The organism is Streptomyces sp. NPDC050315 (assembly GCF_040655775.1).
In the GTDB taxonomy this organism is placed as follows: domain Bacteria; phylum Actinomycetota; class Actinomycetes; order Streptomycetales; family Streptomycetaceae; genus Streptomyces.
Genome location: NZ_JBFAKN010000008.1, coordinates 374,989 through 397,217 on the forward strand (window position 1 = coordinate 374,989; position 22,229 = coordinate 397,217).

The 22,229-nt window shown below is 71.8% G+C and carries 15 protein-coding genes; 7 read left to right on the forward strand and 8 right to left on the reverse strand.

Going from position 1 to position 22,229, the window contains the following annotated elements; genetic code table 11:
• Window positions 1-25 precede the first annotated feature (25 nt).
• A complete protein-coding gene (locus AB0I82_RS29050; RefSeq protein ID WP_363260342.1) occupies window positions 26-1,165 on the reverse strand; it encodes a ferredoxin reductase in 1,140 nt (379 codons plus the stop codon).
• Window positions 1,166-1,787: 622 nt separating this feature from the next.
• Between AB0I82_RS29050 and AB0I82_RS29055 the strand changes: the two genes are divergently transcribed.
• The 4 genes from AB0I82_RS29055 (at window position 1,788) to AB0I82_RS29070 (ending at window position 4,640) form a co-directional block, all read left to right on the forward strand.
• On the forward strand, window positions 1,788-1,991 hold the full coding sequence (locus AB0I82_RS29055) for a cold-shock protein (protein WP_363260343.1): 204 nt from the start codon (window positions 1,788-1,790) through the stop codon (window positions 1,989-1,991).
• A gap of 354 nt (window positions 1,992-2,345) precedes the next feature.
• Window positions 2,346-3,836 (forward strand): DEAD/DEAH box helicase, encoded by a 1,491-nt coding sequence (locus tag AB0I82_RS29060; RefSeq protein WP_363260344.1) that lies wholly within the window; start codon window positions 2,346-2,348, stop codon window positions 3,834-3,836.
• Window positions 3,837-3,950: 114 nt separating this feature from the next.
• Window positions 3,951-4,280 (forward strand): hypothetical protein, encoded by a 330-nt coding sequence (locus tag AB0I82_RS29065; protein ID WP_363260345.1) that lies wholly within the window; start codon window positions 3,951-3,953, stop codon window positions 4,278-4,280.
• Window positions 4,281-4,331: 51 nt separating this feature from the next.
• Window positions 4,332-4,640 (forward strand): SCO5918 family protein, encoded by a 309-nt coding sequence (locus AB0I82_RS29070; RefSeq protein ID WP_363260346.1) that lies wholly within the window; start codon window positions 4,332-4,334, stop codon window positions 4,638-4,640.
• A 71-nt stretch (window positions 4,641-4,711) separates the two neighbouring features.
• On the opposite strand, the gene AB0I82_RS29075 is transcribed toward AB0I82_RS29070, so the two are convergent.
• The 7 genes from AB0I82_RS29075 to AB0I82_RS29105 are packed head-to-tail and all read right to left on the reverse strand — an operon-like array spanning window position 4,712 to window position 12,162.
• Window positions 4,712-5,509: an S-methyl-5'-thioadenosine phosphorylase gene (locus AB0I82_RS29075; RefSeq protein WP_363260347.1), complete on the reverse strand. Its 798-nt coding sequence runs from the start codon at window positions 5,507-5,509 to the stop codon at window positions 4,712-4,714.
• A 17-nt stretch (window positions 5,510-5,526) separates the two neighbouring features.
• The gene (gene mtnC, locus AB0I82_RS29080) at window positions 5,527-6,249 is read right to left on the reverse strand and encodes an acireductone synthase (protein ID WP_363260348.1); all 723 of its coding nucleotides are present in this window, start codon (window positions 6,247-6,249) and stop codon (window positions 5,527-5,529) included.
• Complete coding sequence (locus AB0I82_RS29085) at window positions 6,246-6,824, reverse strand: cupin (RefSeq protein ID WP_363260350.1); 579 nt, start codon at window positions 6,822-6,824, stop codon at window positions 6,246-6,248. Before AB0I82_RS29085 ends, mtnC begins: the two co-directional genes overlap by 4 nt.
• A complete protein-coding gene (gene mtnA / locus AB0I82_RS29090) occupies window positions 6,821-8,530 on the reverse strand; it encodes an S-methyl-5-thioribose-1-phosphate isomerase (RefSeq protein ID WP_363260351.1) in 1,710 nt (569 codons plus the stop codon). Before mtnA ends, AB0I82_RS29085 begins: the two co-directional genes overlap by 4 nt.
• Before the next feature lie 55 nt (window positions 8,531-8,585).
• Window positions 8,586-9,326: a hypothetical protein gene (locus AB0I82_RS29095; protein ID WP_363260352.1), complete on the reverse strand. Its 741-nt coding sequence runs from the start codon at window positions 9,324-9,326 to the stop codon at window positions 8,586-8,588.
• Between the two features lie 41 nt (window positions 9,327-9,367).
• Complete coding sequence (gene ccrA / locus AB0I82_RS29100; RefSeq protein ID WP_363260353.1) at window positions 9,368-10,756, reverse strand: crotonyl-CoA carboxylase/reductase; 1,389 nt, start codon at window positions 10,754-10,756, stop codon at window positions 9,368-9,370.
• Window positions 10,753-12,162, reverse strand: a complete 1,410-nt coding sequence (locus tag AB0I82_RS29105; RefSeq protein WP_363260354.1) for a cytochrome P450 — start codon at window positions 12,160-12,162, stop codon at window positions 10,753-10,755. The genes ccrA and AB0I82_RS29105 overlap by 4 nt, the downstream gene beginning before the upstream one ends.
• 269 nt (window positions 12,163-12,431) lie before the next feature.
• On the opposite strand from AB0I82_RS29105, the gene AB0I82_RS29110 reads away from it, so the two are divergent.
• The 3 genes from AB0I82_RS29110 to AB0I82_RS29120 are packed head-to-tail and all read left to right on the forward strand — an operon-like array spanning window position 12,432 to window position 22,218.
• Window positions 12,432-19,637, forward strand: coding sequence for an amino acid adenylation domain-containing protein (locus AB0I82_RS29110; RefSeq protein WP_363260356.1), 7,206 nt, complete (start codon window positions 12,432-12,434; stop codon window positions 19,635-19,637).
• Window positions 19,634-20,836, forward strand: a complete 1,203-nt coding sequence (locus tag AB0I82_RS29115) for an FAD-dependent monooxygenase (RefSeq protein WP_363260357.1) — start codon at window positions 19,634-19,636, stop codon at window positions 20,834-20,836. Before AB0I82_RS29110 ends, AB0I82_RS29115 begins: the two co-directional genes overlap by 4 nt.
• Entirely contained in the window at window positions 20,836-22,218 is a 1,383-nt protein-coding gene (locus AB0I82_RS29120; RefSeq protein WP_363260358.1) for a short-chain dehydrogenase, read from the forward strand. Before AB0I82_RS29115 ends, AB0I82_RS29120 begins: the two co-directional genes overlap by 1 nt.
• Window positions 22,219-22,229: the final 11 nt, after the last annotated feature.

Sequence of the window (22,229 nt, forward strand, 5' to 3'; positions counted from 1 at the left end):
AGGCACACAGTGATACAGCGGTGGTTCACAGGTCCAGGGTCACGGGGCCGCAGGGGGCCGAGATGCAGGTCTGGATCAGGTCGCCCGGCTCGCCGTGCACCTGGCCGGTGCGCAGGTCGCGGACTTGGCCGTGCAGGAGCGGGCTGACGCAGCCGAAGCAGATGCCCATGCGGCAGCCGCTCGGCATGGCCACCCCGGCGGCCTCCCCGGCCTGGAGCAGCGGCGTACCGGTGCCGGCGTCGGTCTCCACGTCGCTTGCGGCGAAGCGCACCCGTGCGCCCGGGGCCTTTCTGCCGAGAGGCCCGGACGGTGCGGGCGGTGTGGGGCGGAAACGCTCGATGTGGAGGCGGTCTGCGAGTCCTGCCACGGCCCAGTGGCGTTCGGCGGCCTCCAGCAGGGCGGCCGGGCCGCAGGCCCAGGTGTCGCGTTGGCGCCAGTCCGGGCAGACGGCGGGCAGCTGTGCCGGGGTGAGGTGACCGGCCGGGCGGGCACCGGCGCGGGTGTGGTGCTCGTACAGCCGGAACCAGGGCAGACGGTTCTCCATCGCCCGCAGTTCCGGGCCGAAGACCGCGTGGGTGGGGTCGGGGGCGGAGTGCACCAGTAGTACGTCCGTGCCCGGCGCGAGCCGTACACCGTCGCCGGCAAGGGCGCGCAGCATTGCCATGACCGGGGTGATGCCGATTCCGGCGGTGAGTAACAACAGCCGCCGGGGAGGTGGATCGGGTAGGTGGAAGTCGCCCTGGGCCGGGCCGAGGCGCAACACGTCCCCCGGGCGGACGCGGTAGGCCAGGTGTCGGGAGACGCGGCCGTCCGGCAGGGCCTTGACCGTGATCGAGAACGGGGCTCCGGGTGCGCCGGGTGGCGTGGTGAGCGAGTAAGTACGCCAGTGGAGCACCCCGTCGATCCACACCCCCACCGGGACGTACTGCCCGGCCCTGCGCGCGGGCCGCCAGCCGCGGCCGGGGCGGATCACCAAGGTGGCCGTGTCCGTCGTCTCCGTCCGTGCTTCTTCCACCCGTCCGGCCGGCCGGTGCCGGGACAGCAGCGGATCGGCCAGGGCCAGGTAGTCGTCCGGGAGCAGGGGCGTGGTCAGCCGGCCCGCTGCTCCCAGCGCCAGACGTACGACACGCTCGGACAGCACAGTGCGGTGCAAGAGGTGGGCCATGCTCCAGATGTCCTCTCCTCGTCGACGAGGAACTCGATCACTGGGCCGGTGCAGCACGCGCTACAGCGCGCCAGGCCGTCCACTGTTGCGGCCCCGGGGCGGAAGGCAAAGTGCCAGGGCCGGTATTTCGCCGCAGTACGCCGCGGCCGGACCATGCGCGTGGCGCCGCCCTTCTGCGAAGGTCCCCTGCCGGACGGACCGCCCGATGCACGAACCCGCTGGTCCTCGGACGGCAACGGCAGTCGAACGTCTTGACCGGAACCCGTACATCCCAAGGCCCTACGCATGCCGCCCGGAACGTCCGGCCGCCGCCTGTGGCAGAAACGCTGCGTCCGGAGGCAGCCGATATCTGTGGCCGCGGGGAGAGAAATCGGCGCGAGGCGCGCTGAGGGATTCTTGTGCGGCAGGCGGGGTGGAATTATTCACCACGCAGAGCCGGCTGTGCCGTGCTACTGTCGGTCTCAGTTGCAGTTGTGGTTCCCGAAAACTTCAAGTGCCCGCACCGTGTTTGTGCCGGTGGGAGCGCTTTTGTATTTCCGGTCATTTCCGGCGGGGTGATCATCGCGGCGACGCGGAGTCCGCAAGGCGTGGACTCCGGGCACTGCCCCGAAGGAGATTTGACATGGCTGCTGGCACCGTGAAGTGGTTCAACGCGGAAAAGGGCTTCGGCTTCATCGAGCAGGACGGCGGCGGCGCCGACGTCTTCGCCCACTACTCGAACATCGCCGCCCAGGGCTTCCGTGAGCTCCTCGAAGGCCAGAAGGTGACCTTCGACATCGCGCAGGGCCAGAAGGGCCCGATGGCGGAGAACATCGTTCCCGCCTGACGCTGACGCGTACTTCGCAGCTGGGGCCCGCACCTAGGGTGCGGGCCCCAGCTCGTTGCTTTTCGGGGCGCACCCCTCTCACGCCGCTCGCCGCGCGGTCTATTTTTCCTGGACGCACAGTCGCCATAGGGCGCATGCTCCACGCGGAACTGCGGATTCAATTCGCTTTATTGGGGTTGCGCTTGGGTGGCTCGCTCGCTCAGAGCGCGCCAGTTATTCGACCGCGTCGGCTCTTCGGTCATGCATCGTCTGGCAGGCCGGCTTGTATTTTTCTCGGCTCGTTCTCGCAATTCTCCGCTCTGTGTACTCGCTGCGGGAATTCCTTGATACGCGCCGCATCGAGGAAGGTTTCGCATGAACCGCACACGCACGAACGATCGCTTCGCCCGCACCCGCTCCGGTGGTTCCGGCGGCGGCCGTTTCGGCGCCCCGCGCCGCTCCGGTGGCGGTAACGGACGCCGGCCGGCCGCTCCGCAGGGGGAGTTCGCGCTGCCGGTGACGGTCACCCCGGCGCTGCCCGCTGTCGAGGCGTTCGCCGATCTCGACATGCCGGCGCAGCTGCTGGCCGAGCTCGGTTCGCAGGGCGTGACCGTACCGTTCCCGATCCAGGCGGCGACGCTGCCGAACTCTCTGGCGGGCCGGGACGTACTGGGCCGGGGCCGCACCGGTTCGGGCAAGACCCTTGCCTTCGGCCTCGCGATGCTGGCCCGCACGGCAGGGCAGCGGGCCGAGCCGCGCCGCCCGCTGGCCCTGGTCCTCGTACCGACGCGTGAGCTGGCCCAGCAGGTCACCGACGCGCTCACCCCCTACGCCCGCGCCCTGAGGCTGCGGCTGGCCACGGTGGTCGGCGGGATGTCGATCGGCCGGCAGGCCGGTGCGCTCCGCGGCGGTGCGGAGGTGGTGGTCGCGACGCCGGGCCGCCTGAAGGACCTCATCGACCGCGGCGACTGCCAGCTGAACCAGGTCGGCATCACCGTCTTGGACGAGGCCGACCAGATGGCCGACATGGGCTTCATGCCGCAGGTCACCGCGCTGCTGGACCAGGTGCGCCCCGAGGGCCAGCGGATGCTGTTCTCGGCCACGCTGGACCGCAATGTCGACCGGCTGGTCCGCACCTACCTGACCGACCCGGTGGTCCACTCCGTCGACCCGTCCGCGGGCGCGGTGACCACGATGGACCACCACGTGCTGCATGTGCACGGCACGGACAAGCACCGGCTGACCACCGAGATCGCGGCCCGCGACGGCCGGGTGATCATGTTCCTGGACACCAAGCACGCCGTCGACAAGCTGACCCAGCACCTGCTGAACAACGGCGTCCGGGCTGCCGCCCTGCACGGCGGCAAGTCCCAGCCGCAGCGCACCCGCACCCTCGCCCAGTTCAAGACCGGCGATGTGACGGCGCTGATCGCCACCAACGTCGCGGCGCGCGGCATCCACGTCGACAATCTCGACCTGGTCGTGAACGTCGACCCGCCCCAGGACCACAAGGACTACCTGCACCGCGGCGGCCGCACGGCCCGCGCCGGCGAGTCCGGCAGCGTCGTGACCCTGGTGACCTCCCAGCAGCGCCGCGACATGAGCCGCCTGATGGCCACCGCGGGCATCACCCCGCAGATCACCCAGGTCCGCTCCGGCGAGGCGGAACTCAGCCGCATCACCGGCGCGCAAGCCCCGTCAGGTGTCCCGGTCACCATCCCCAAGCCGGCCGCCGCGGAACGCCCCCGCAGCGGCAGCCCCTCCTCCTCCCGCGGCCGCCGCAGCCGCAGCGCCCAGAACCGGCGCACCGACCGCACGTCGCGCCGCACGGCTCAGTGGCAGTCCGCCCCCGCCGCGGCGGCCTAGAGCGATCGTTTCCAGAAGGCTCCCCCCATTCTGCAGGAGGCATCTTTGACCCCGGTTCAGACGCAGCCCCGCCCAGCGGGCCCCATACCCACCGCCCTGACCGATGCTGCGGACGTGTCCGGACCGCAGGTCGGCAGCGACATGACCGTCGAGGTGGCGCTGTCCGTCATGGCGGGCGCTCGCGCCGGTCATCTGTTCCTCTGTGACGACGACGACCAGTGCACGGGCATGATCAGCCGGGCCCAGCTCACCGCCGTCCGTGACAGTCCCGCGTACACGGACCAGGTTCGCCTGCGGGACGTCATCGCCACCGGCGAGCCGTTCACCCCGTCCGTCACCACATCGGCCGGAACGGAGCACGGGATGTCGTACTGGCAACGCCGAGGCCTGCCGCTCGTCGCTGAACGCACCGGTGTTCCGGGTGCTCCTGCCCTTTTCCGCTGATCGCCGCACGCCCGTCAGCCGGCTCCTTCGCTCCCTTACCTGTGAGGCATCATGCGCTGCGTCATCGCACGTTTCCCCTTCGACCTCTGCAAGAGCGGAGTACTGGCTTCGATGCACGGCATCGAGCCGGAGCCCATCACGGGTGACAGCGTGGTCATCGGCCGCCGCCACTACCCCGTCAAGCAAGTAGGCGCGGTCATCACCAGGCAGGACCGCCGTGACTTCACCGCCGGGGAAGTCACGCGGGCCATGACTCGCCTCGGTTTCACGTGCCGCACCCACCCCGAGGCCGCACCCACGCGCACGCTCACGCCGCTCCAGAACGCCTCGGCGCTGCTCGGCGCCCCCACTCTCGGGTAGCGGAAGACGGCGAGGGACAACAACGGACCTACGAGGAGGGCCCTGCCGGCGCGCGCCGGCAGGGCCCTCCTCTACGGCAGCTCGAACGGGAGGCGGATGCCGTCGAGGGCTCGGGCGCAGTGGCAGGTGCGGTGCTCGGGGAGGACCTCCACCGTCTTCAGGACGATGTTCCGGAGGCGGTCGATGTTCTCCGCGAACACCGCGAAGACCTCTTCCTGGGAGACGCTCTCCGTCGCGTCGATGCCCGCGTCGAAGTCCGTCACCAGCGCGAGGGAGGTGTAGCAGACCGCCAGCTCGCGGGCGAGGACGGCCTCCGGGTGGCCGGTCATGTTGACCAGCGACCAGCCCTGCGCGGCGAACCACTGCGACTCGGCCCTGGTCGAGAAGCGCGGGCCCTCCACCACGACCATGGTGCCGCCGGTGCGCACCTCGCCGCCCGCAGCGGCGGCCACCGCCGCGCCGCCCGCCGCGCAGTACGGGTCCGCGAAGGGTACATGCACCGCGCCCTCGTCGATGAACGTCTGGATCCGGCCGCTGGTGCGGTCCACCAGCTGGTCCGGTACGACGATGGTGCCCGGCCCCAGCTCACGCCGCAGCGAGCCGACCGCGCACGGGGCGAGGATCTGCCGTACGCCCAGTGAGCGCAGCGCCCAGATGTTCGCCCGGTAGTTGATGCGGTGCGGCGGGAAGCGGTGGTCCTTACCGTGCCGGGGCAGGAACGCCACCCGGCGGCCGGCGACGGTGCCGACGGAGACCGGACTGGACGGCTCGCCGTACGGTGTCTCGACGCTGATCTGCTGGGCGTCGTCGAGCAGCTCGTAGAAGCCGCTGCCGCCGATGACGCCGATCTCCGGGCGGGTCTCGGTCATGGTGTGTTGTGCCTCGCTCACTGTCGCGCCAGCCGTATGCCGGCCAGGGTCCGGATCGTGGGGTAGCTGCTCGCGGCCTCCGGGTGCGCGTCCTCGGGGCGCTGCACGAGGACGGCCTGCCAGCCCGCGGCGGTGGCGGCGTCGAGTTCCGCCGGTACATCGCTGAGGAAGAGCGTGCTGCCGGGCGGCACACCGATGGCGCGGGTCAGCGCGCGGTAGGACGCCGGGTCGCGCTTGCCGCCGGCGTTGTCCAGGTCGAAGTAGCCGTCGAGGAGCCCGGTGAGGTCCCCGTGCGCGGTGTGTGCGAACCAGTTGCGCTGGGCCTGGCGGGCGCCGGAGGAGTAGATGTACCGGGCGATGCCCGCCTTGGCCCAGCGTTCGAGGGCCTCGGGCACATCGGCGTACACGTGCCCGGTCAGGGTGCCGTCCGCGTAACCCTCGGCCCAGATCAGCGACTGGACCGCCTTGAGGGGCGCGGCCTTGACGTCGGCGTGCGACCAGTCGAGCAGCGCCCGGACCGCGCCGGTCTCGTCGAGGTCCGGCTCGCCGCGGGCCGCCCCGATCTGCCGGACCAGCTCCGCCTGCCGCTCGGTGCCCCGGTGCGCGGCGAACCAGTCGGCGAACCGGTCCCGGGCGTACGGGAAAAGCACGTCGTGCACGTGGGAGGCCGAACCGGTGGTCCCCTCGATGTCGAGGACCACCGCGTCGGCCGTGACGAGCGGGACGGTGGTGTCGCTCACGCCGGCTCCGCCAGCAGCGCGTCCAGGCGGGGGAAGCGCCGGGCGATCGGGTCGCCGGTGAAGTCGCCGACCCAGCCGTCCTCCTCCTCGAAGAAGCGGACGGCACAGAACTCGGGACGCGGCCCCATGTCGAACCAGTGCGTCGTCCCGGCCGGTACGGACAGCAGGTCACCCGCCTCGCACACGACCGCGTACACCCGGTCGGCCACGTGCAGGTAGAAGCAGCCGGTGCCGTGGGCGAAGAAGCGGACCTCGTTCTCGGCGTGCCGGTGCTCCTCCAGGAAGGCGCCGCGGGCTGTGGCCGCACGTTCCCGCCACTCGGGGCTGTCCTCGGGGTGCAGCTGGACGACGTCCACCAGCCGCAGGCCCTCGCGGGCGCACAGGTCGTCCACCTCCGCTCGGTACCGCTGGAGGACCTCGTCCGCATCGGTGCCGGGGGCGACCGGCCCGCGCACCGGCCAGTGGCGCAGCTCCACGTCACACTTGGCCAGCTCCGTGGCGATGGCCTCGGGGTCACGGGTGCGCAGCAGTACGGTGTCCGGCGCGTCCTGCGGCATCACTTGGAGCAGGGTCACGACAGTGCCTCCTCTTCGTCTCGGGCGTCTTCGCGGGCACGGCCGGGGCTTTCCGCGCCGCCGCGGCCTCGGGCGCCGCCGTGCGGCACCCCGGTGAGCAGCATCAACTGGCAGATGGATTCCAGGCATTCCAGCCGGTTGCGTGCCTGGGACAGGTCGCTGCCCCAGACCGTTACGCCGTGGTCGGTGATGAGCAGGCCGGGGGCCGGCTGCTCTGTACGGCCCAGGTGTGCGGCGACCTCGGCCGCGATCCGCGGCACGTCGGGCCAGTTGGCGAAGACGGGCAGCGCGGTGCGGGACGGGTCGGCCAGTCCGAGGCCCTTGAGCAGCTCGTACCGTTCGAGCGGCACGGACGCGGTGCCGGAGGTGTCTCCGTACAGCGAGGCGACGGCGGTGGCGTAGGGGGAGTGCACATGGATGACCGCACGGGCGTCGGTGGTGCGGTAGACCGCGGTGTGGATCGCGGTCTCCGCGGACGGCCGCAGGTCCGTGGGCTCGGTGCGCTCGCCCGTCTCGGCGTCCACCCGCAGCATGTCCCGCGGTGTGAGTTCTCCCTTGTCCCGTCCGCTGGCGGTGATGAGCGCGTGGTTCCCGGGGCCCGGCAGCCGTACGGAGAGGTTGCCGGAGGTGCCGGGCATCCAGCCGCGTTCGTACAGGTCACGGGAGAAGCGGGCGAGGTCGGCGGCGAGCCGTTGCCGTGTCTCGTGCGGGCGTACGGTCTGCTTCTCTGAGACGTGCGCGGTGACCAGCTCCGCCGGTGTGACGTCGAAGGCGGGGTTGTGGACGCGGGCGTCCGCGGGGGCGACCGCGGTGTCCGCGAAGCGCGTCACTTCCTCCGGGGCGCGTTCCTCCACCACGATTCCCGAGCCGTCGGCCAGCGCCGGGTCCCAGGTGGACTCGGGGGCGACGACGAGGAAGGGGATGCCGTGCCGGGCCGCGGCCACCGCGAGACCGTATGTCCCGATCTTGTTGGCCACATCGCCGTTGGCGGCGATCCGGTCGGCCCCGACCAGTACGCAGTCCACCAGCCCCCGGGACATGGCGGCGGCCGCCGCCGAGTCCACGCACAGCCGGTACGGCACGCCCGCCTCGCCCAGTTCCCAGGCAGTGAGCCGGGCGCCCTGCAGCAGCGGCCGGGTCTCGTCGACCAGGACCTCCTCGACGTGCCCGCGCCGGGCGAGCTCGACGATGGTCCCCAGTGCCGTGCCCACGGCGGCGGTGGCGAGCCGGCCGGTGTTGCAGTGGGTGAGCAGCCGCAGCGGCCGGCCGGGGGCGAGCGACAGGACGAGGTCGGCGGCGCGCTCCACGGCCGCCCGGTTGACGGCGATGTCCTCGTCGAGCATGGCCCGCGCCTCGGCGAGCACCGCTTCGGGCCCCTCGCCGAGCCGCTCCAGCGCGCGCCGCACGCCCCAGGCGAGGTTGACCGCCGTGGGCCGGGCGTCGGCCAGCCGGGCGGCCTCCGCACGCACGGTGTCCCGGCCGTCCGGGGCCGACGCGTGCTGCCGGGCGGACATCGCCACGCCGAGCGCGCCGGCCAGGCCCAGTGCCGGGGCGCCCCGTATCGCCAGCGACCGGATGGCGTCGATGAGTTGTTCTTGAGTCGTGAGGCGGAGGGTGCGGTAGGTGTGGGGCAGCGCACGCTGGTCCACTGCGAGCACAGCGCCGTCGTCCCACTCGAGCGAGGGCCGGGCCGGGGGAGAGGTCACTACTCTGCCTTTCTGCGCGGGGCCGGGACGGCCGGGGAGCTTTCTGGGGGGCCGGTCAGCAGAAGCGTGCGATGACGCACTGGCCGAGCCGGTTCCAGGTCCGCCCCACGACCGTGGCGTTGGCCTTGTCGAGCAGCTGGTTCATACTCTCCTCGCTGAAGGACTGGGACCTGAAGCCGCCTTCGCCGCGGAACACAACGCCACCGTAATCGCCCGGGGCCTCTTCGATGTGCTGAATTCCGCAGGAGGTGTAATAGGCGCGGCGCACCGCGGTGGTCGACGGCTGCTCGTTGAACACCGATATCAGGCCGGTGCCGCCGATGCCGCTCAGGCCGGCGATCACCTTTTCGGGCTCGGTGAAGTTGCCCAGCAGGTTGAACGGCAGCAGGTGCAGGGGGTGTTCGCCGGTTATTTCGCCGGCCCACTCCGCGCTGTGCAGTACGTCGCCGAGCACGGCGCGCGCCTGCTCCTGCAAACCCTCTTCGGCGATCCGGCAGTTGAGCCGTCCGATGGCGCCGCTGCTGATGTCCACGCCCAGGTACGGAATGCGGGCCGCCTTGGCGACTTCCAGTGCCCGCCCGTCGTAACAGCCGAGTTCGACCAGGCTGTCGCACTGGTGGCGGGAGACCGCGTCCAGCGCGGCGAGCCCTTCCATCTGGAGGAAGAACAGGAGCTCGTCGGGGAAGTGGGCGGCCCGCATGATGGCGGGGGCGCCGCCGTCGCGGTAGAAGGATTCCGCACGGGCCTCAGGGGTACTGCTGGTGGTTCCCCCATGCGTGAATGCAGTGGGTTTCACTGGTTGTTCACCTCTCGAGAAGCCTGTGCGGCTCGTGGTACTCACTGCGCCGCGCCGTCCGGACAGCTGCCGGGTGCACGGGCCGGTTCCGGCAGATCGGCACGGAAGCGGTTGATGGCGTCGAGGTGCTTCGCGCGCTTCTCGTGGTCGCGGACGCCCATGCCTTCCTCGGGGGCCAGCGCGAGGACGCCGACCTTGCCCTGATGGAGGTTGCGATGGACGTCATAGGCGGCCTGCCCGGTCTCTTCGAGCGGGTAGACCTTGGACAGCGTGGGGTGGATCCTGCCCTTGGCGATCAGGCGGTTGGCCTCCCATGCCTCGCGGTAGTTGGCGAAGTGGGAGCCGATGATGCGCTTCAGGGACATCCACAGGTAGCGGTTGTCGTACTCGTGCATGTAGCCGGAGGTGGAGGCGCAGGTGGTGATGGTGCCGCCCTTGCGGGTGACGTAGACGCTCGCGCCGAAGGTCTCGCGGCCGGGGTGCTCGAAGACGATGTCGATGTCCTCGCCGCCGGTGAGTTCGCGGATGCGCTTGCCGAAGCGCTTCCACTCGCGCGGGTCCTGAGTGTGTTCGTCCTTCCAGAACCGGAAGTCCTCGGCGGCGCGGTCGATGATCGCCTCGGCGCCCATGGCACGGCACACTTCGGCCTTCTGCGGGCTGGAGACGACGCAGATGGGGGTGGCGCCGCCGGCCAGTGCGAGCTGGGTGGCGTACGAGCCGAGCCCGCCGGACGCGCCCCAGATCAGGACGTTGTCACCCTGCTTCATGCCCGCGCCGTTGCGGGAGACGAGCTGGCGGTACGCGGTGGAGTTCACCAGCCCGGGGGCGGCCGCCTCCTCCCAGCTCAGGTGATCCGGCTTCGGCATCAGCTGGTTGGACTTGACCAGCGCGATCTCCGCCAGGCCGCCGAAGTTGGTTTCGAAGCCCCAGATGCGCTGCTCGGGGTCGAGCATCGTGTCGTTGTGACCGTCGGAGGACTCCAGCTCCACCGAGAGGCAGTGCGCGACGACCTCGTCACCGGGCTGCCAGCGGCGGACGCCGGGGCCGGTGCGCAGCACGACGCCGGCCAGGTCGGAGCCGATGACGTGGTACGGCAGGTCGTGGCGCTCGGCGAGCGGCGAGAGCTTGCCGTAGCGCTCCAGGAAGCCGAAGGTCGGCAGCGGCTCGAAGATAGAGGACCACACCGTGTTGTAGTTCACGGAGCTGGCCATCACCGCCACCAGGGCTTCGCCCGGGCCCAGTTCAGGTACCGGCACCTCTTCCAGGTGCAGCGACTTGCGCGGGTCCTTCTCGCGGCTCGGGATGCCCTCGAACATCGCGGTGTCCTCCTTGCGGAGGGTCACCGCGCGGTACGACTCGGGCAGCGGGAGCGCCGCGATGTCGTCGGCCGTACGGTCCGTGGCGAGGACGGCGTCCAGGATGTGCTTCACTCGGCGGCCCCCTGCCCCTCGGTGCGGGCCCCGGCGGAGTGCCGCTGGGGCCTCTTGTCGCGCGGCGTCACCCGCACCCGCATGGGCCCCATCGCCTGCATGGTCATCGCCAGGCCCACGGGTATGTCGTGGTCGACCGCGGTGAGTTCGAAGCGCTGGAAGAACGTGGCGAGCGCGATGGTGGCCTCCAGCATCGAGAAGTGCTGGCCGATGCAGGCGCGCGGGCCGCCGCCGAACGGGAACCAGGCGTAGCGCGGCCGGGCCGCCTCGGCCTCCGGCGCGAAGTGGTCCGGGTCGAAGTCCTCGGGGCGGGCCCAGTAGTCCGGGTGGCGGTGGGTGACCCAGGGGCTGAGATAGACATCGCTGCCCGCCGGGATGTGGAAGCCCTCGACCTCGGCGGCTTCCGCGTTGCGGCGCCCCATGATCGCCACGGACGGGTAGAGCCGCATCGCCTCCTTCAGGACCTGTCCGACGTACGGCAGGGTGTCGAGGTCGGCTGCCTCCGCAGCCCGTCCACCGAGTACCGAGTCCACCTCTTCGCGCAGCCGGGCCTGGGCCTCGGGGTGGCGCGCGAGCAGGTGCAGGGAGAAGGCGAGCGCGGTCGCGGTGGTCTCGTGCCCGGCCAGCAGGAAGACCAGGACCTGGTCGCGCACCGCGTCGGCGTCGAGCGCGGCACCGTCCTCGCCCCGGGCCTGTACCAGCAGCGAGACCATGTCCTGCTCGCCGGTGTCCCCGGCGGCGGACCGCTCGGCGATGATGCGGTCGCAGACCTCGTACAGTTCGCGTTGGGCCGCGGCGACCCGGCGGTTGGCCGGCGTCGGCCAGGTACGCGGAATGCGCAGCGGTGCCACGCCGCGGCGCAGCACGCTGTCGCCGAGCACCGGGAAATTCCGCCGCACCACGTCGATGGCGGTGTCGATGTCGGAGCCGAAAAGAATTCTGGTGACCGCGCGCAGCGCGAACTCCGCCATTTCCTTCGAGGCGTCTATGAGCCCGTCCGGCGAGGCGGACCACTTCTCGGCGGCCGCTATCGCCTCCAAATGGACCGCGGCGGCATAGCCATTGACCCGGCGCTGGGTGAAAAAGGGCTGCACCATACGGCGCTGGAAGCGGTATTCCTCGTCCTGGCTGGTGAGCAGACCGTTTCCGATGGATTCCCGGATCTCGGTGTACACGGCGTTCTCCTTGCGGAAGTTCGCCGCCTGTGACGCCAGGATCTGCTGCACGCCCTCAGCCGAGAAGACACCGTACACATCGGCTCGCATGCCGGGTGGGCCGGCGCTGAAACGTACCACGTCACCGTAGGTTCGCTGGGCTCTGAGGTACGCCCCGAGCGTATCGCTGCGCAGTTCTTGCAGCGAGCCGAGCACGGAGTTGGCGGCGACCAGGGGCACTTGCCTGCTCACGGGCTTCCTTTCTGGCCGAGGGGAAGACGGAAAAGCACTGCGAGGCTGGATTCTTGCCGGTTCGAGCAGGGCTCCGCCAGGGGGCAGTGGAACTGTTCCATATTTTTCCGCTGGAGCCAGGATCCGCCGGAACGGGTGCTCCGAGGGAGGGGCTCGGCTGCCTGGTATCGGGACTACCAGGCAGGGCGCTTTCTGGATTGGGGCGGCCGGCCGGGTCAGGGTGTGAGCCGTCGAGACTGGACTCCGCGATCGAACGGGCAGAGGGAATCGTGAATTCATCCGAGTGGTCAGCATTGACGGCACACCAGCGTGACATCTGGGTGGCGCATTCGATGTTCCCAGAGCTGCCCCAATTCAACATTTTCCTGTCCCGGCGGTTCGAGGGAGCGGTGGACACCGAGGCGCTGTCGGCCGCGCTGATCCGGGCCGCGCGCGCGAACGACGCCTTCCGACTGCGGTTCCGGGAGGCGGGCGGGACGCCCCAGCAGCGGGTGAGCGACGACGAACCGCTGGTGGAGTTCGTCGACTTCGCCGCCGACGCCGACCCGCGGGCCCGCTGCGCGGAGTGGATCGACGCCGACTTCGACCGGCCCGTCGACCTGGGCGAGGGCGCGGTCCGGCTCGCCGTGCTCAAGGAGAGCGGCTCGGCCGTCCACGCGTACGTGAAGGCCCACCACATCGTGGCCGACGCCTGGGCGCTGAACCAGTTCTTCGCCCAGGTCACCGACGAATACGCGCGGGCCACGGGCGGCGCCGCCGGCACCCCGGCCGAACCGCCCCGCTACCTCGCGTGCCTGGAGGACGAGGCGAAGTACCGCACCTCGCCCCAGTACGACAAGGACCGCGCGTACTTCCGCGACCTGCTTTCCGGCCTCGAACCGCCGCTGTTCGCCCGCAAGGCGGGGCGCGGCACCCGGCGGTCGGCCCGGCACTCCTTCGATCTGCCGCGCGAGGCCGTGGAGCGGATCCGGGAGCGCGGCGAGTCGCCGTTCGCGTTCATCGCCGCCGCCTTCGCGGTCTACCTCTCCCGCGTCCATCTCACCGACGACGTGGTGCTCGGTGTACCGCTGCTGAACCGCCGCGGCCGGGACCAGCGGCGTACGGTCGGCCACTTCGCCAACACCCTGCCGCTACCGGTACGGGCCGCGGGCGGGCAGTCCCTCACCGAACTCGTCGGCACCGTTGGGACCGCGGTCCGCGAACTCCAGCGGCACGAGCGCCTCCCGTACGGCGAGGTGCTGCGCGAAGCACCGGCCGGGACCTCGCGCGGGCTGTTCGACGTGACGCTGTCGTACGTCCAGTGGCCCAGCGCAACGGAGCTGCCCGGGCTGCGCCAGGAGACCACCGGCGGCACCCGCGCGCACGACCACGACGTGCTCGCGGTCGTCGTGAACGAGGGCGACGACAGCCGGAACGTGCGCATCGACCTCGACTACGCGCAGGACGTCTTCGACGCGGACTTCCCCGTCGAGGCGCTCGCCCGGCACCTGCGCAACCTCGTGCTCGGCGGCCTGGAAACCCCGGACCGGCCGCTCGCCGAGCTGTCCATGCTCGACGCCGAGGAGCGAGAGGAGCTGGTCGTCGGGCACAACCGCACCGCCGCCCCGTTCCCGGACGAGCAGACCCTGCACGGGCTCTTCGCCGAACAGGCCGCGCGTACCCCCGACCGCACCGCCGTCGTCGGCCCCGACGGGGACCGCCTCGGCTACGCCGAACTCGACACCCGCGCCGACCGCCTCGCGCACGCCCTGCGCGCCGACGGGGTGGGCACCGGCGACCGGGTCGCCGTGGTCATGGAGCGCGGCACCGCCATGATGACCGCGATCATGGCGGTCCTGAAGGCCGGCGCCGCGTACGTGCCGGTGGACCCCGGGTATCCGGCCGAGCGCATCCGCTTCCTGCTGGAGGACAGCGGCGCCGCGGCGATCCTCACCGGGCCCGGCACGCCCGAGCTCCCCGCCGGGCTCGACGCCGTCGTCCGCCGCGCCGACGAGCCGCTCGACGGGCCGGTGGACCCGCTGCCGGAGACGGCCGGGCCGCGCGACCTCGCGTACGTGATCTACACGTCGGGCTCGACCGGCCGGCCCAAGGGCGTCATGGTCGAGCACCGCTCCGTCGTCAACCGCCTGAACTGGATGCAGCGCAACTACCCGCTCGGCGAGGGCGACGTGCTGCTGCAGAAGACCCCGGTCTCGTTCGACGTCTCCGTATGGGAGCTGTTCTGGTGGGGGACCGCCGGCGCCCGGCTCGCCCTGCTGCCGCCCGGCGCGGAAAAGGACCCCAGGGAGATCCTGCGCGCCGTGCGGGAACAGCGGGTCAGCGTGGTGCACTTCGTCCCCTCGATGTTCGGCGCGTTCCTCGAACTCCTGGAGAGCCGGCCCGAGCTGCTCGCCGGTACGGACTCCCTGCGCCGTGTCTTCTGCAGCGGCGAGGCCCTGCCGCCCGAGCAGGTCAACCGCTTCAACCAGCTCTTCGCCGCGGCCGGTGACCGGGCACCCGCGCTGGTCAACCTGTACGGGCCCACCGAGGCGACCGTCGACGTCTCGTACTACGACTGCCCCCGCGACGCGCAGCAGCAGGTCGGCAGGGTGCCGATCGGCCGCCCCATCGACAACACCGCGCTGCACGTCCTGGACCCGCACGACAACCCGCAGCCCGTGGGCGCGCCCGGCGAGCTGTGCATCGCGGGCGTCGGCCTCGCCCGCGGCTACCTCGCCCGGCCCGAACTGACGCGGGAGAAGTTCACCGGCGACCCGTTCACCGCGGACGGGCGGCTGTACCGCACCGGTGACCTGGTCCGCCGGCTGGCGGACGGCAGCCTGGAGTACCTCGGCCGGCTGGACGGCCAGGTGAAGATCCGCGGCAACCGCGTCGAGCTGGGCGAAATCGAGCACCAGCTGTCGCTGCTGCCCGGCGTGCGCGGCGCCGTCGTGCTGGACCGGGCGGTGCACGGCACCCGGCAGCTGGTCGGCTGCTACGTCGCGGACGGCGAGCTGGAGCCCACCGAGGCCCGCGCCCGGCTCGGCGACGTACTGCCGGAGTTCATGGTCCCCGCCCGGTACCTCAAGCTCGACCGGATCCCGCTCACCCCGAACGGGAAGGCCGACCGCAAGGCCCTGCTGCGCAGCATCCCCGAGCAGCCGGACGCCCCGGACACGGAACGCACCGCGCCGCGCAACGACGTGGAGGCCGTACTCGTCGAGATCTGGTCCGAGGTGCTCGGCGTCGCACACGTCGGCGTGCACGACGACTATTTCGTCCTCGGCGGCGACTCCATCCTGATGCTGCGGATCCGCGCGGTGGCCGAAAAGCGCGGCCTGCGCATCGCGCTCGCCGACCTCGTACGGAACCCGACCGTGGCCCGGCTGGCACCGCACGCCGAGCGCATCGCGGCCGGCGCGCCCAGCGAGCCGCAGGACGAACCGTTCGCCCTGGTCACCGGCATGGACAAGGCACGCCTCCTGGGCCGCGGCGCGGTCGACGCCTACCCGGCGACCCGGCTGCACCTGGGCATGCTGTACCACAGCAGCGAGGACGAGGCCTCCACCGTCTACAAGGACGTCTTCCGCTACCGCCTCGCCGTCGACTGGGACGAGCAGGCGTTCCGTACCGCCTTCGCGAAGCTGGTGGAGCGCCACCCGGTGCTGCGTTCCTCCTTCTCCCTGGGCGGCTACAGCGAGCCGCTCCAGATCATCCACGACCGGGCGCCCGGCACCCTGGAGATCACCGACCTGCGGGACCGCGACAGCGCGGCGGCCGAGGCCGTCGTGCTCGCCCACATCGAAGAGCGGCGCCACCACGCGTACGACTTCGAACAGCCGGGGCTGTACCACTTCCGCGCCCATGTCCGCGACGGGCTGCTCGACCTCGTCCTCAGCTTCCACCACGCGATCCTGGACGGCTGGAGCGTGGCCAACCTGGTCGGCGAACTGCTCCGGGACCATCTGCACGCCCTGGGCGCCGCGGTGGCGCCGGTGCCCGCCGCCGACCCGCCCTCGCAGGCCGCCTACGTACGCGCGGAGCGCCGCCTCCTCGCCTCCGAGGACGCGAAGCAGTACTGGCTGGACCGCCTCGACGGCGTGGAGCTCGTCCAGCTCGACCCGTTCGTGCCGTACGAGGCGCCGCGCGGCGCGGCAGCGGACGAGTCGATCGTCCACCACGTCGAGCTGAGCGAGGAACTGGACGACGCGGTCAAGGAGTTCGCCCGCGCCCACGCCGTGCCGCTGCGGCTGGTCCTGTTCACCGCGCACTGCCTGACGCTGCGCCTGCTCGCGGGCGCCGACGACGTCACCACGGGCCTGGTCACCCACGGCCGCCCCGAGGTCGCGGGCGCCGACCGGCTCACCGGGCTGTTCCTCAACACCATGCCGTTCCGGCTCGGCACGGGCCACCAGACGCTGCTCGACACGGTGCGGGACGTCGTACGCCAGGAGCGCGAGGCCCACCCCTACCGGGCCTACCCGCTCAGCGCCATCCAGACCGACCGCGGCGGCGCCCCGCTGCTCGACTCCGCCTTCACCTTCGTCCGGCTGCACAACCTGGAGCCGCTGTTCGAGGCGGCCGGGGGGATCGAGCTGCTGGACCTCACCACGTACGAGGAGACGAACTTCTCCCTGCTGGTCAACGCGCTCGTCGACCCGCGCAACGGCCGTACCCGGCTGCGTCTGAACTGCGCGGGCCGCGCCTTCACCGCCACCCAGGCCAAGCTGTTCGCCGACTCCTACACCGCGATCCTGCGCCGCATCGCCGAACAGCCCGACGCCGCGGCCGACTTCGACTTCCTCGCCGGCACCGAGATCCCCGCGAACCCCGCCCCCGAGCCCGCGGACGTCATGAGCCGCTTCACCGCGAAGGCCGCGGAGCAGCCGGACGCCGAGGCCGTCGTCTTCGGCGAGGTGCGCTGGAGCTACCGCGAGCTGGACCGGGCGGCCCGGCAGGTCACCCGCCGGCTGCGCGGGCTCGGTGTACCGCGGGGCGCGGGCGTCGGCATCGCCCTCGACCGCTCGCCCGAGATGATCGCCACCGTCCTCGGCATCCTGCGCGCCGGCGCGGCCTGCGTTCCGCTGGACGTCAGCTACCCGCCGGAGCGCATCTCCCGGATGATCGAGCGGGCCGAGCCGTTCCGTGTCATCGCGCACCGGGCCCATGCCCACCTCGTGCCGGACCCGGCGCTGGTCCTGCCCGTGGAGTCCATCCCGATGCCGGGCGCGGAGGACCCGGGCGCCCTGGGCGAGCCCGAACCGGAACTGCCGCTCGACAGCCTGGCGCTGATCCTCTTCACCTCCGGCTCGTCCGGCGAGCCCAAGGGCGTGGAACTCCCGCACCGGCTGTGGGCCAACTACACCCAGTGGCAGGTGCGGATCGAGACCGCCGCACCCGGCGCACGGACCCTGCAGTTCGCGCCGCTGAGCTTCGACGTCTCCTTCCAGGAGATCTTCTCCACGATGGCGGTCGGCGGCACCCTGCACCTCATCTCCGACCCGGACCGGCGGGACCCCGCGACCCTCCTGCGGATCCTCGACGAGCAGGAGATCGAGCGCTGGTTCATGCCGTTCGTCGCCCTCCAGCAGATGGCCGAGGCCGCCGACCTGCTCGGCATCCGGCCCAGGGCGCTGCGCATCCTCATCTCCTCCGGGGAACAGCTGCGGGTGACCGAGGAAGTACGCCGCCTGTGCGCCGGCCGGCCCACCCTCCTGGAGAACCAGTACGGGCCGACCGAGACCAACATCGCCAGCGCCTATCTGCTGTCCGGCGACCCCGCCGAGTGGCCCGCGCTGCCGCCCATCGGCACACCGATCGACGGCGCCGAGATCCACGTACTCGACGAGCGGCTGCGCCCCGTGCCCACCGGCGTCCAGGGCGAGATCTACCTCGGCGGCGCCTGCCTCGCGCTCGGTTACCGCGGCCGCAAGGACCTCACCGAGGAACGCTTCGTACCGCACCCCTCCGGCAAGCCCGGGGTACGCCTCTACCGCACCGGTGACGTGGGCCGCGTACTGCCGAACGGCGAGACCGTCTGGCTCGGGCGCGCCGACAACCAGGTGAAGGTGCGCGGCTTCCGCGTCGAGCCGGCCGAGGTCGAGGTCGCCATCACCGGCATGGCCGACGACTTCCCCGGCATCCGCTCGGCCGCCGTGGTGGCCCGCAAGCGGGGTGACGGCGTCGACTCCTTCCTCGTCGCCTACCTGCTCGGCGACGAGCAGGCCAGGAAGAACGTCGACCTCGACGAGCTGCGCGCCCGGCTGCGCGGCGTACTGCCCGAGTACATGGTGCCCGCCCACCTCGCCTGGCTGGACCGGCTGCCGATGACCCCCAGCGGCAAGCGCGACGACGCGGCACTGCGCCGCATTCCGCTGGAGACCGGACCCGCCGCCGCCCCGACCCCGCCGCGCGACGACCACGAGCGGGCCCTCGCCGACATCTTCGGCGAGATCCTGGCCCGGCCGGCGATGGGCGTGCACGACGACTTCTTCGAGAGCGGCGGCACCTCGCTGACCGCCATGCGGCTGGTCGTCACCATCGAGAAGCGGTTCGGCGTACGCGTCCCGCTGACCGCCTTCGTGGCGGCCCCGACCATCGCGCAGCTCGCCGAGCGGCTGCGCACCGGCGACGCGGCCCCGGCCTTCGACCCCGTCGTGCCCATCAAGACCGGTGGCACCAAGGCGCCGCTCTTCCTCGTCCACCCGCTGGGCGGCAACGTCCTGTGCTACGTGCGCCTGGCCCGGCACCTGCCCGACGACCAGCCGCTGTACGCGCTCCAGGCGGCCGGCGCTGAGCCCGGCACCGAGCCGATCGCCACCATGAGCGGACTCGCCAAGAGCTACCTGGAGGCGATCCGGCGCGTGCAGCCGGAGGGCCCGTACCGCCTCGGCGGCTGGTCGTTCGGCGGCTTCGTCGCCTTCGAAATGGCCCGGCAGCTGCGGCACTCGGGCGCGGACGAGGTGGCCCAGCTCATCCTCCTCGACTCCATCGCACCGGACCCCGGCGAGCGCCCCGACGTGGCGGAACGCGCCATGATGGAGTGGTTCTTCTGGGAGCTCATCTGGGTCGACCGCGGCGGCAGCGCGCCCATCGAGCGCATCCCGGACAACCTGGAGAGCGACGACGAGCGGCTCGACTTCATCGCGGACCGCGCCGGCCGGGCCGGCATCGTCCCCGAGCAGACCGCGCGCACCGCGATCCGCCGACTCTTCGAGGTCTACAAGGCCAACTGGGGCTCGCTGCGCGACTACGCGCCGCACCCGGACCCCGTCGACCTCACCCTCGTCAAGGCCACCGCGCCGCTGCCCGACGCGCTCAAGCCCATGCACGGCGCCGCGCGCACCCTGCACCAGGCCCCGGCCAACGGCTGGGCGACCCTCACCAGCGGCCGCATCGACGTCGTCGAGGTCACCGGCGACCACCTCCTGCTCCTGGACGAGCCGCACGTCCAGCAGGTGGCCCGGGCCATCGCCGCGGAAGGAGACACCAAGTGAACGCGGCCGGACGGAAGAGAAAGGCCGTGGTCATCGGCGCGGGCATCGGCGGGCTCACCGCCGCCGCCACCCTGCGCAGCACCGACTGGGAGGTCGAGGTCCACGAACGGGCCAAGGAGCTGCGCCCGGCCGGCGGAGCGCTCTCCGTGATGACCAACGCGGTCCTCGCGCTGCGGACCCTCGGCATCGACCTGAAGCTGGCGGACCACGCCGAGATCCTGGAGGAGCTGCACTTCCTCACCCACCGCGGGAAGCGCATCCGCACACTGCGGTTCAAGGAGATCTGCGACCGGCTGGGCGCGCCCAGCTTCGGCGTCTCGCGCACCCTCCTCCAGCAGCTGCTCCTCAAGGAGATCGACGACTGCCCCGTCCGGCTCGACGCCCGGGCCACCGGCTTCGAGCCGGACGGGGGCGGGGTACGCGTCCGCTTCGCGGACGGCAGCGAGACGCACGGCGATGTCCTCATCGGCGCCGACGGCTTCCACTCGGCCGTCCGCCGGCAGCTCGCAGGCCCCGAACAGCCCCGCGAGACCGGCTACATCTGCTGGGTCGCCACCCCGCAATTCACCCACCCCCGGGTGCCCAAGCAGTACGGCGGCCACTACTGGGGCCGCGGCAAGCGCTTCGGCATCGCCAACATCGGCGGCGGCGAGATCTACTGGTGGGGCACCAAGAACATGCCGCCCGAGCGGGCCCGCGACTGGCAGGGCGACAAGGACGAGATCCTGCGCACCTACGCCGGCTGGGCACCCGAGGTCGTCGCCGCCATCGAGGCCACCCCCTTCGAGGCGATCACCGCATTCCCCGCCAGGGACCGGCCGTTCCGCAGTGAATGGGGGAAGGGCCCGGTCACCCTCCTCGGCGACGCGGCCCACCCCATGATGACCAGCCTCGGCCAGGGCGCGTGCATGGCCATCGAGGACGCGGTGGTCCTCGCCCACCACCTCAAGGACGCCGACGACCCCCAGCGTGCGCTGCGCGCCTACGAAGCCGCGCGCCGACCCCGCACGCGGAAGATCGTCGAAGGGGCCCACGCCCTGAGCGCCCTGGAACAGACCGAGCAGCCGCTGCGGGTCCTGGGACGTGACCTGTTCTTCCGCTTCGCGCCCGCGTCGGTCGTGGACAAGCAGAACGCGGAGTACCTCGACTTCCACGCCGTCGGCAGCCCCGACGACCGTACTTTGGAGACACAGCCGTGATGCTCGACCGACAGACCGGGGCGGGCCGCCCACTGAGCCCGCTGGAGCGCTGGTACTGGATCTGCGACCAGCGCTCGCCACTGAACGTCCTCTCGCACGCCCGGGTGTACGGACCGCTGCCCGAGGAGCTGCTGGCACAGGGACTGGACGCGCTCCAGCGGCGGCACCCGCTGCTGCGCGCCGCCGTCCGGGCGGACGCGACGGGCCGCAACCCCCGCTTCGTGCCCGCCGGTTCGAAGCGGGTGCCGCTGCGCATGGTCGCCGCGGGCGACGGGCCGGAAGCGGGCGCCGCGGAGCGCTGGGAGACCGAGGTGAACGAGTACGAGCTCACCACTTCCGTCGACTGGCACAAGGGACCGCTGGCGCGGGCCACCGCCATCACCCGGCCGGGGGACGGCGACGGGGCCCAGGACGTCCACGACCTGGTGCTCACCCTGCCGCACTACATCGCGGACGGCACCACGGCGCTGACCCTGATGCAGCAGTGGCTGGAGCTGGCCGCCGAGATCGGCAGCGAGGAGCTGGGCCCCGAGCACTGCAAGGTCGTCTCCCGGCCCGCGCTGCCCGCCCCCGAAGCCCTGCTGCCGGCCGGCCATCGCGGTCTCGCCGGGCTGCGCAAGGTCGTCGGGCAGCAGTTCACCGACCAGGGCGCGGCGCGGCGGCTGAAGCCGCGGCGCATGGAGCCCACCCGGCGGGTGCCGTTCGACGAGCGCACGACCCGGCTGCTGCCCCGCTCGCTGACCGCCGAACAACTCGCCGACCTGGTGGCGGCCTGCCGCCGCGAGCAGACCACGGTGCACGGCGCGCTCGCCGCCGCCATGGCGACCGCCGCCGCACAGGACGCCGGCCTGACGGCCGGGCCCCTGACGATCGGCTCGCCCATCACCTTCCGCGACGCGCTCGATCCCGCCGTCTCCGAGCGGGACATGGGCACCTACGTGGCCACCGTGCCCACCATCGTCGACTACCGGCCGGACGCGCCACTGTGGCCGATGGCCCGCACGATCAGCCGCGACCTGATGCGCCGCAGACGGCGCGGCGAGCACCTGACGGCCGTCGCGAGCCTGGGCCCGGTCGCCCCGAAGTCGGTCGCCAAGAGCGAGCGGTTCCTGCGCTTCATGGAGGACAAGGGACCGATCACCCTGTGCGTCTCCAACATCGGCCGCTACGACTTCCCGCAGGCCATCGGCGCCTGGCGGGTCTCCCACGCGGAGTTCATCGCGGGCCTGTCGGTGAACGCGTACTACTGCGCGGCGATCAACACCAGCCATGGCCGCCTCGCCTGGAACTTCACCCACGTCGACGGCGCGGTGCCGGCCGAACGCGCCGAGCGGCTGGCAGCGGCCTCGCTCGACGCGGCCCTGTCCGCCGCCAAGTCCTGAACCACCCGCGC

Bases quoted from the DNA above. Each gene is read 5' to 3' on its own strand.
- AB0I82_RS29055 (WP_363260343.1), top strand. From the start codon at position 1,788: ATGGCTGCTGGCACCGTGAAGTGGTTCAACGCGGAAAAGGGCTTCGGC.
- AB0I82_RS29060 (WP_363260344.1), top strand. From the start codon at position 2,346: ATGAACCGCACACGCACGAACGATCGCTTCGCCCGCACCCGCTCCGGT.
- AB0I82_RS29050 (WP_363260342.1), bottom strand. From the start codon at position 1,165: ATGGCCCACCTCTTGCACCGCACTGTGCTGTCCGAGCGTGTCGTACGT.
- AB0I82_RS29075 (WP_363260347.1), bottom strand. From the start codon at position 5,509: ATGACCGAGACCCGCCCGGAGATCGGCGTCATCGGCGGCAGCGGCTTC.
- AB0I82_RS29120 (WP_363260358.1), top strand. From the start codon at position 20,836: ATGCTCGACCGACAGACCGGGGCGGGCCGCCCACTGAGCCCGCTGGAG.
- AB0I82_RS29070 (WP_363260346.1), top strand. From the start codon at position 4,332: ATGCGCTGCGTCATCGCACGTTTCCCCTTCGACCTCTGCAAGAGCGGA.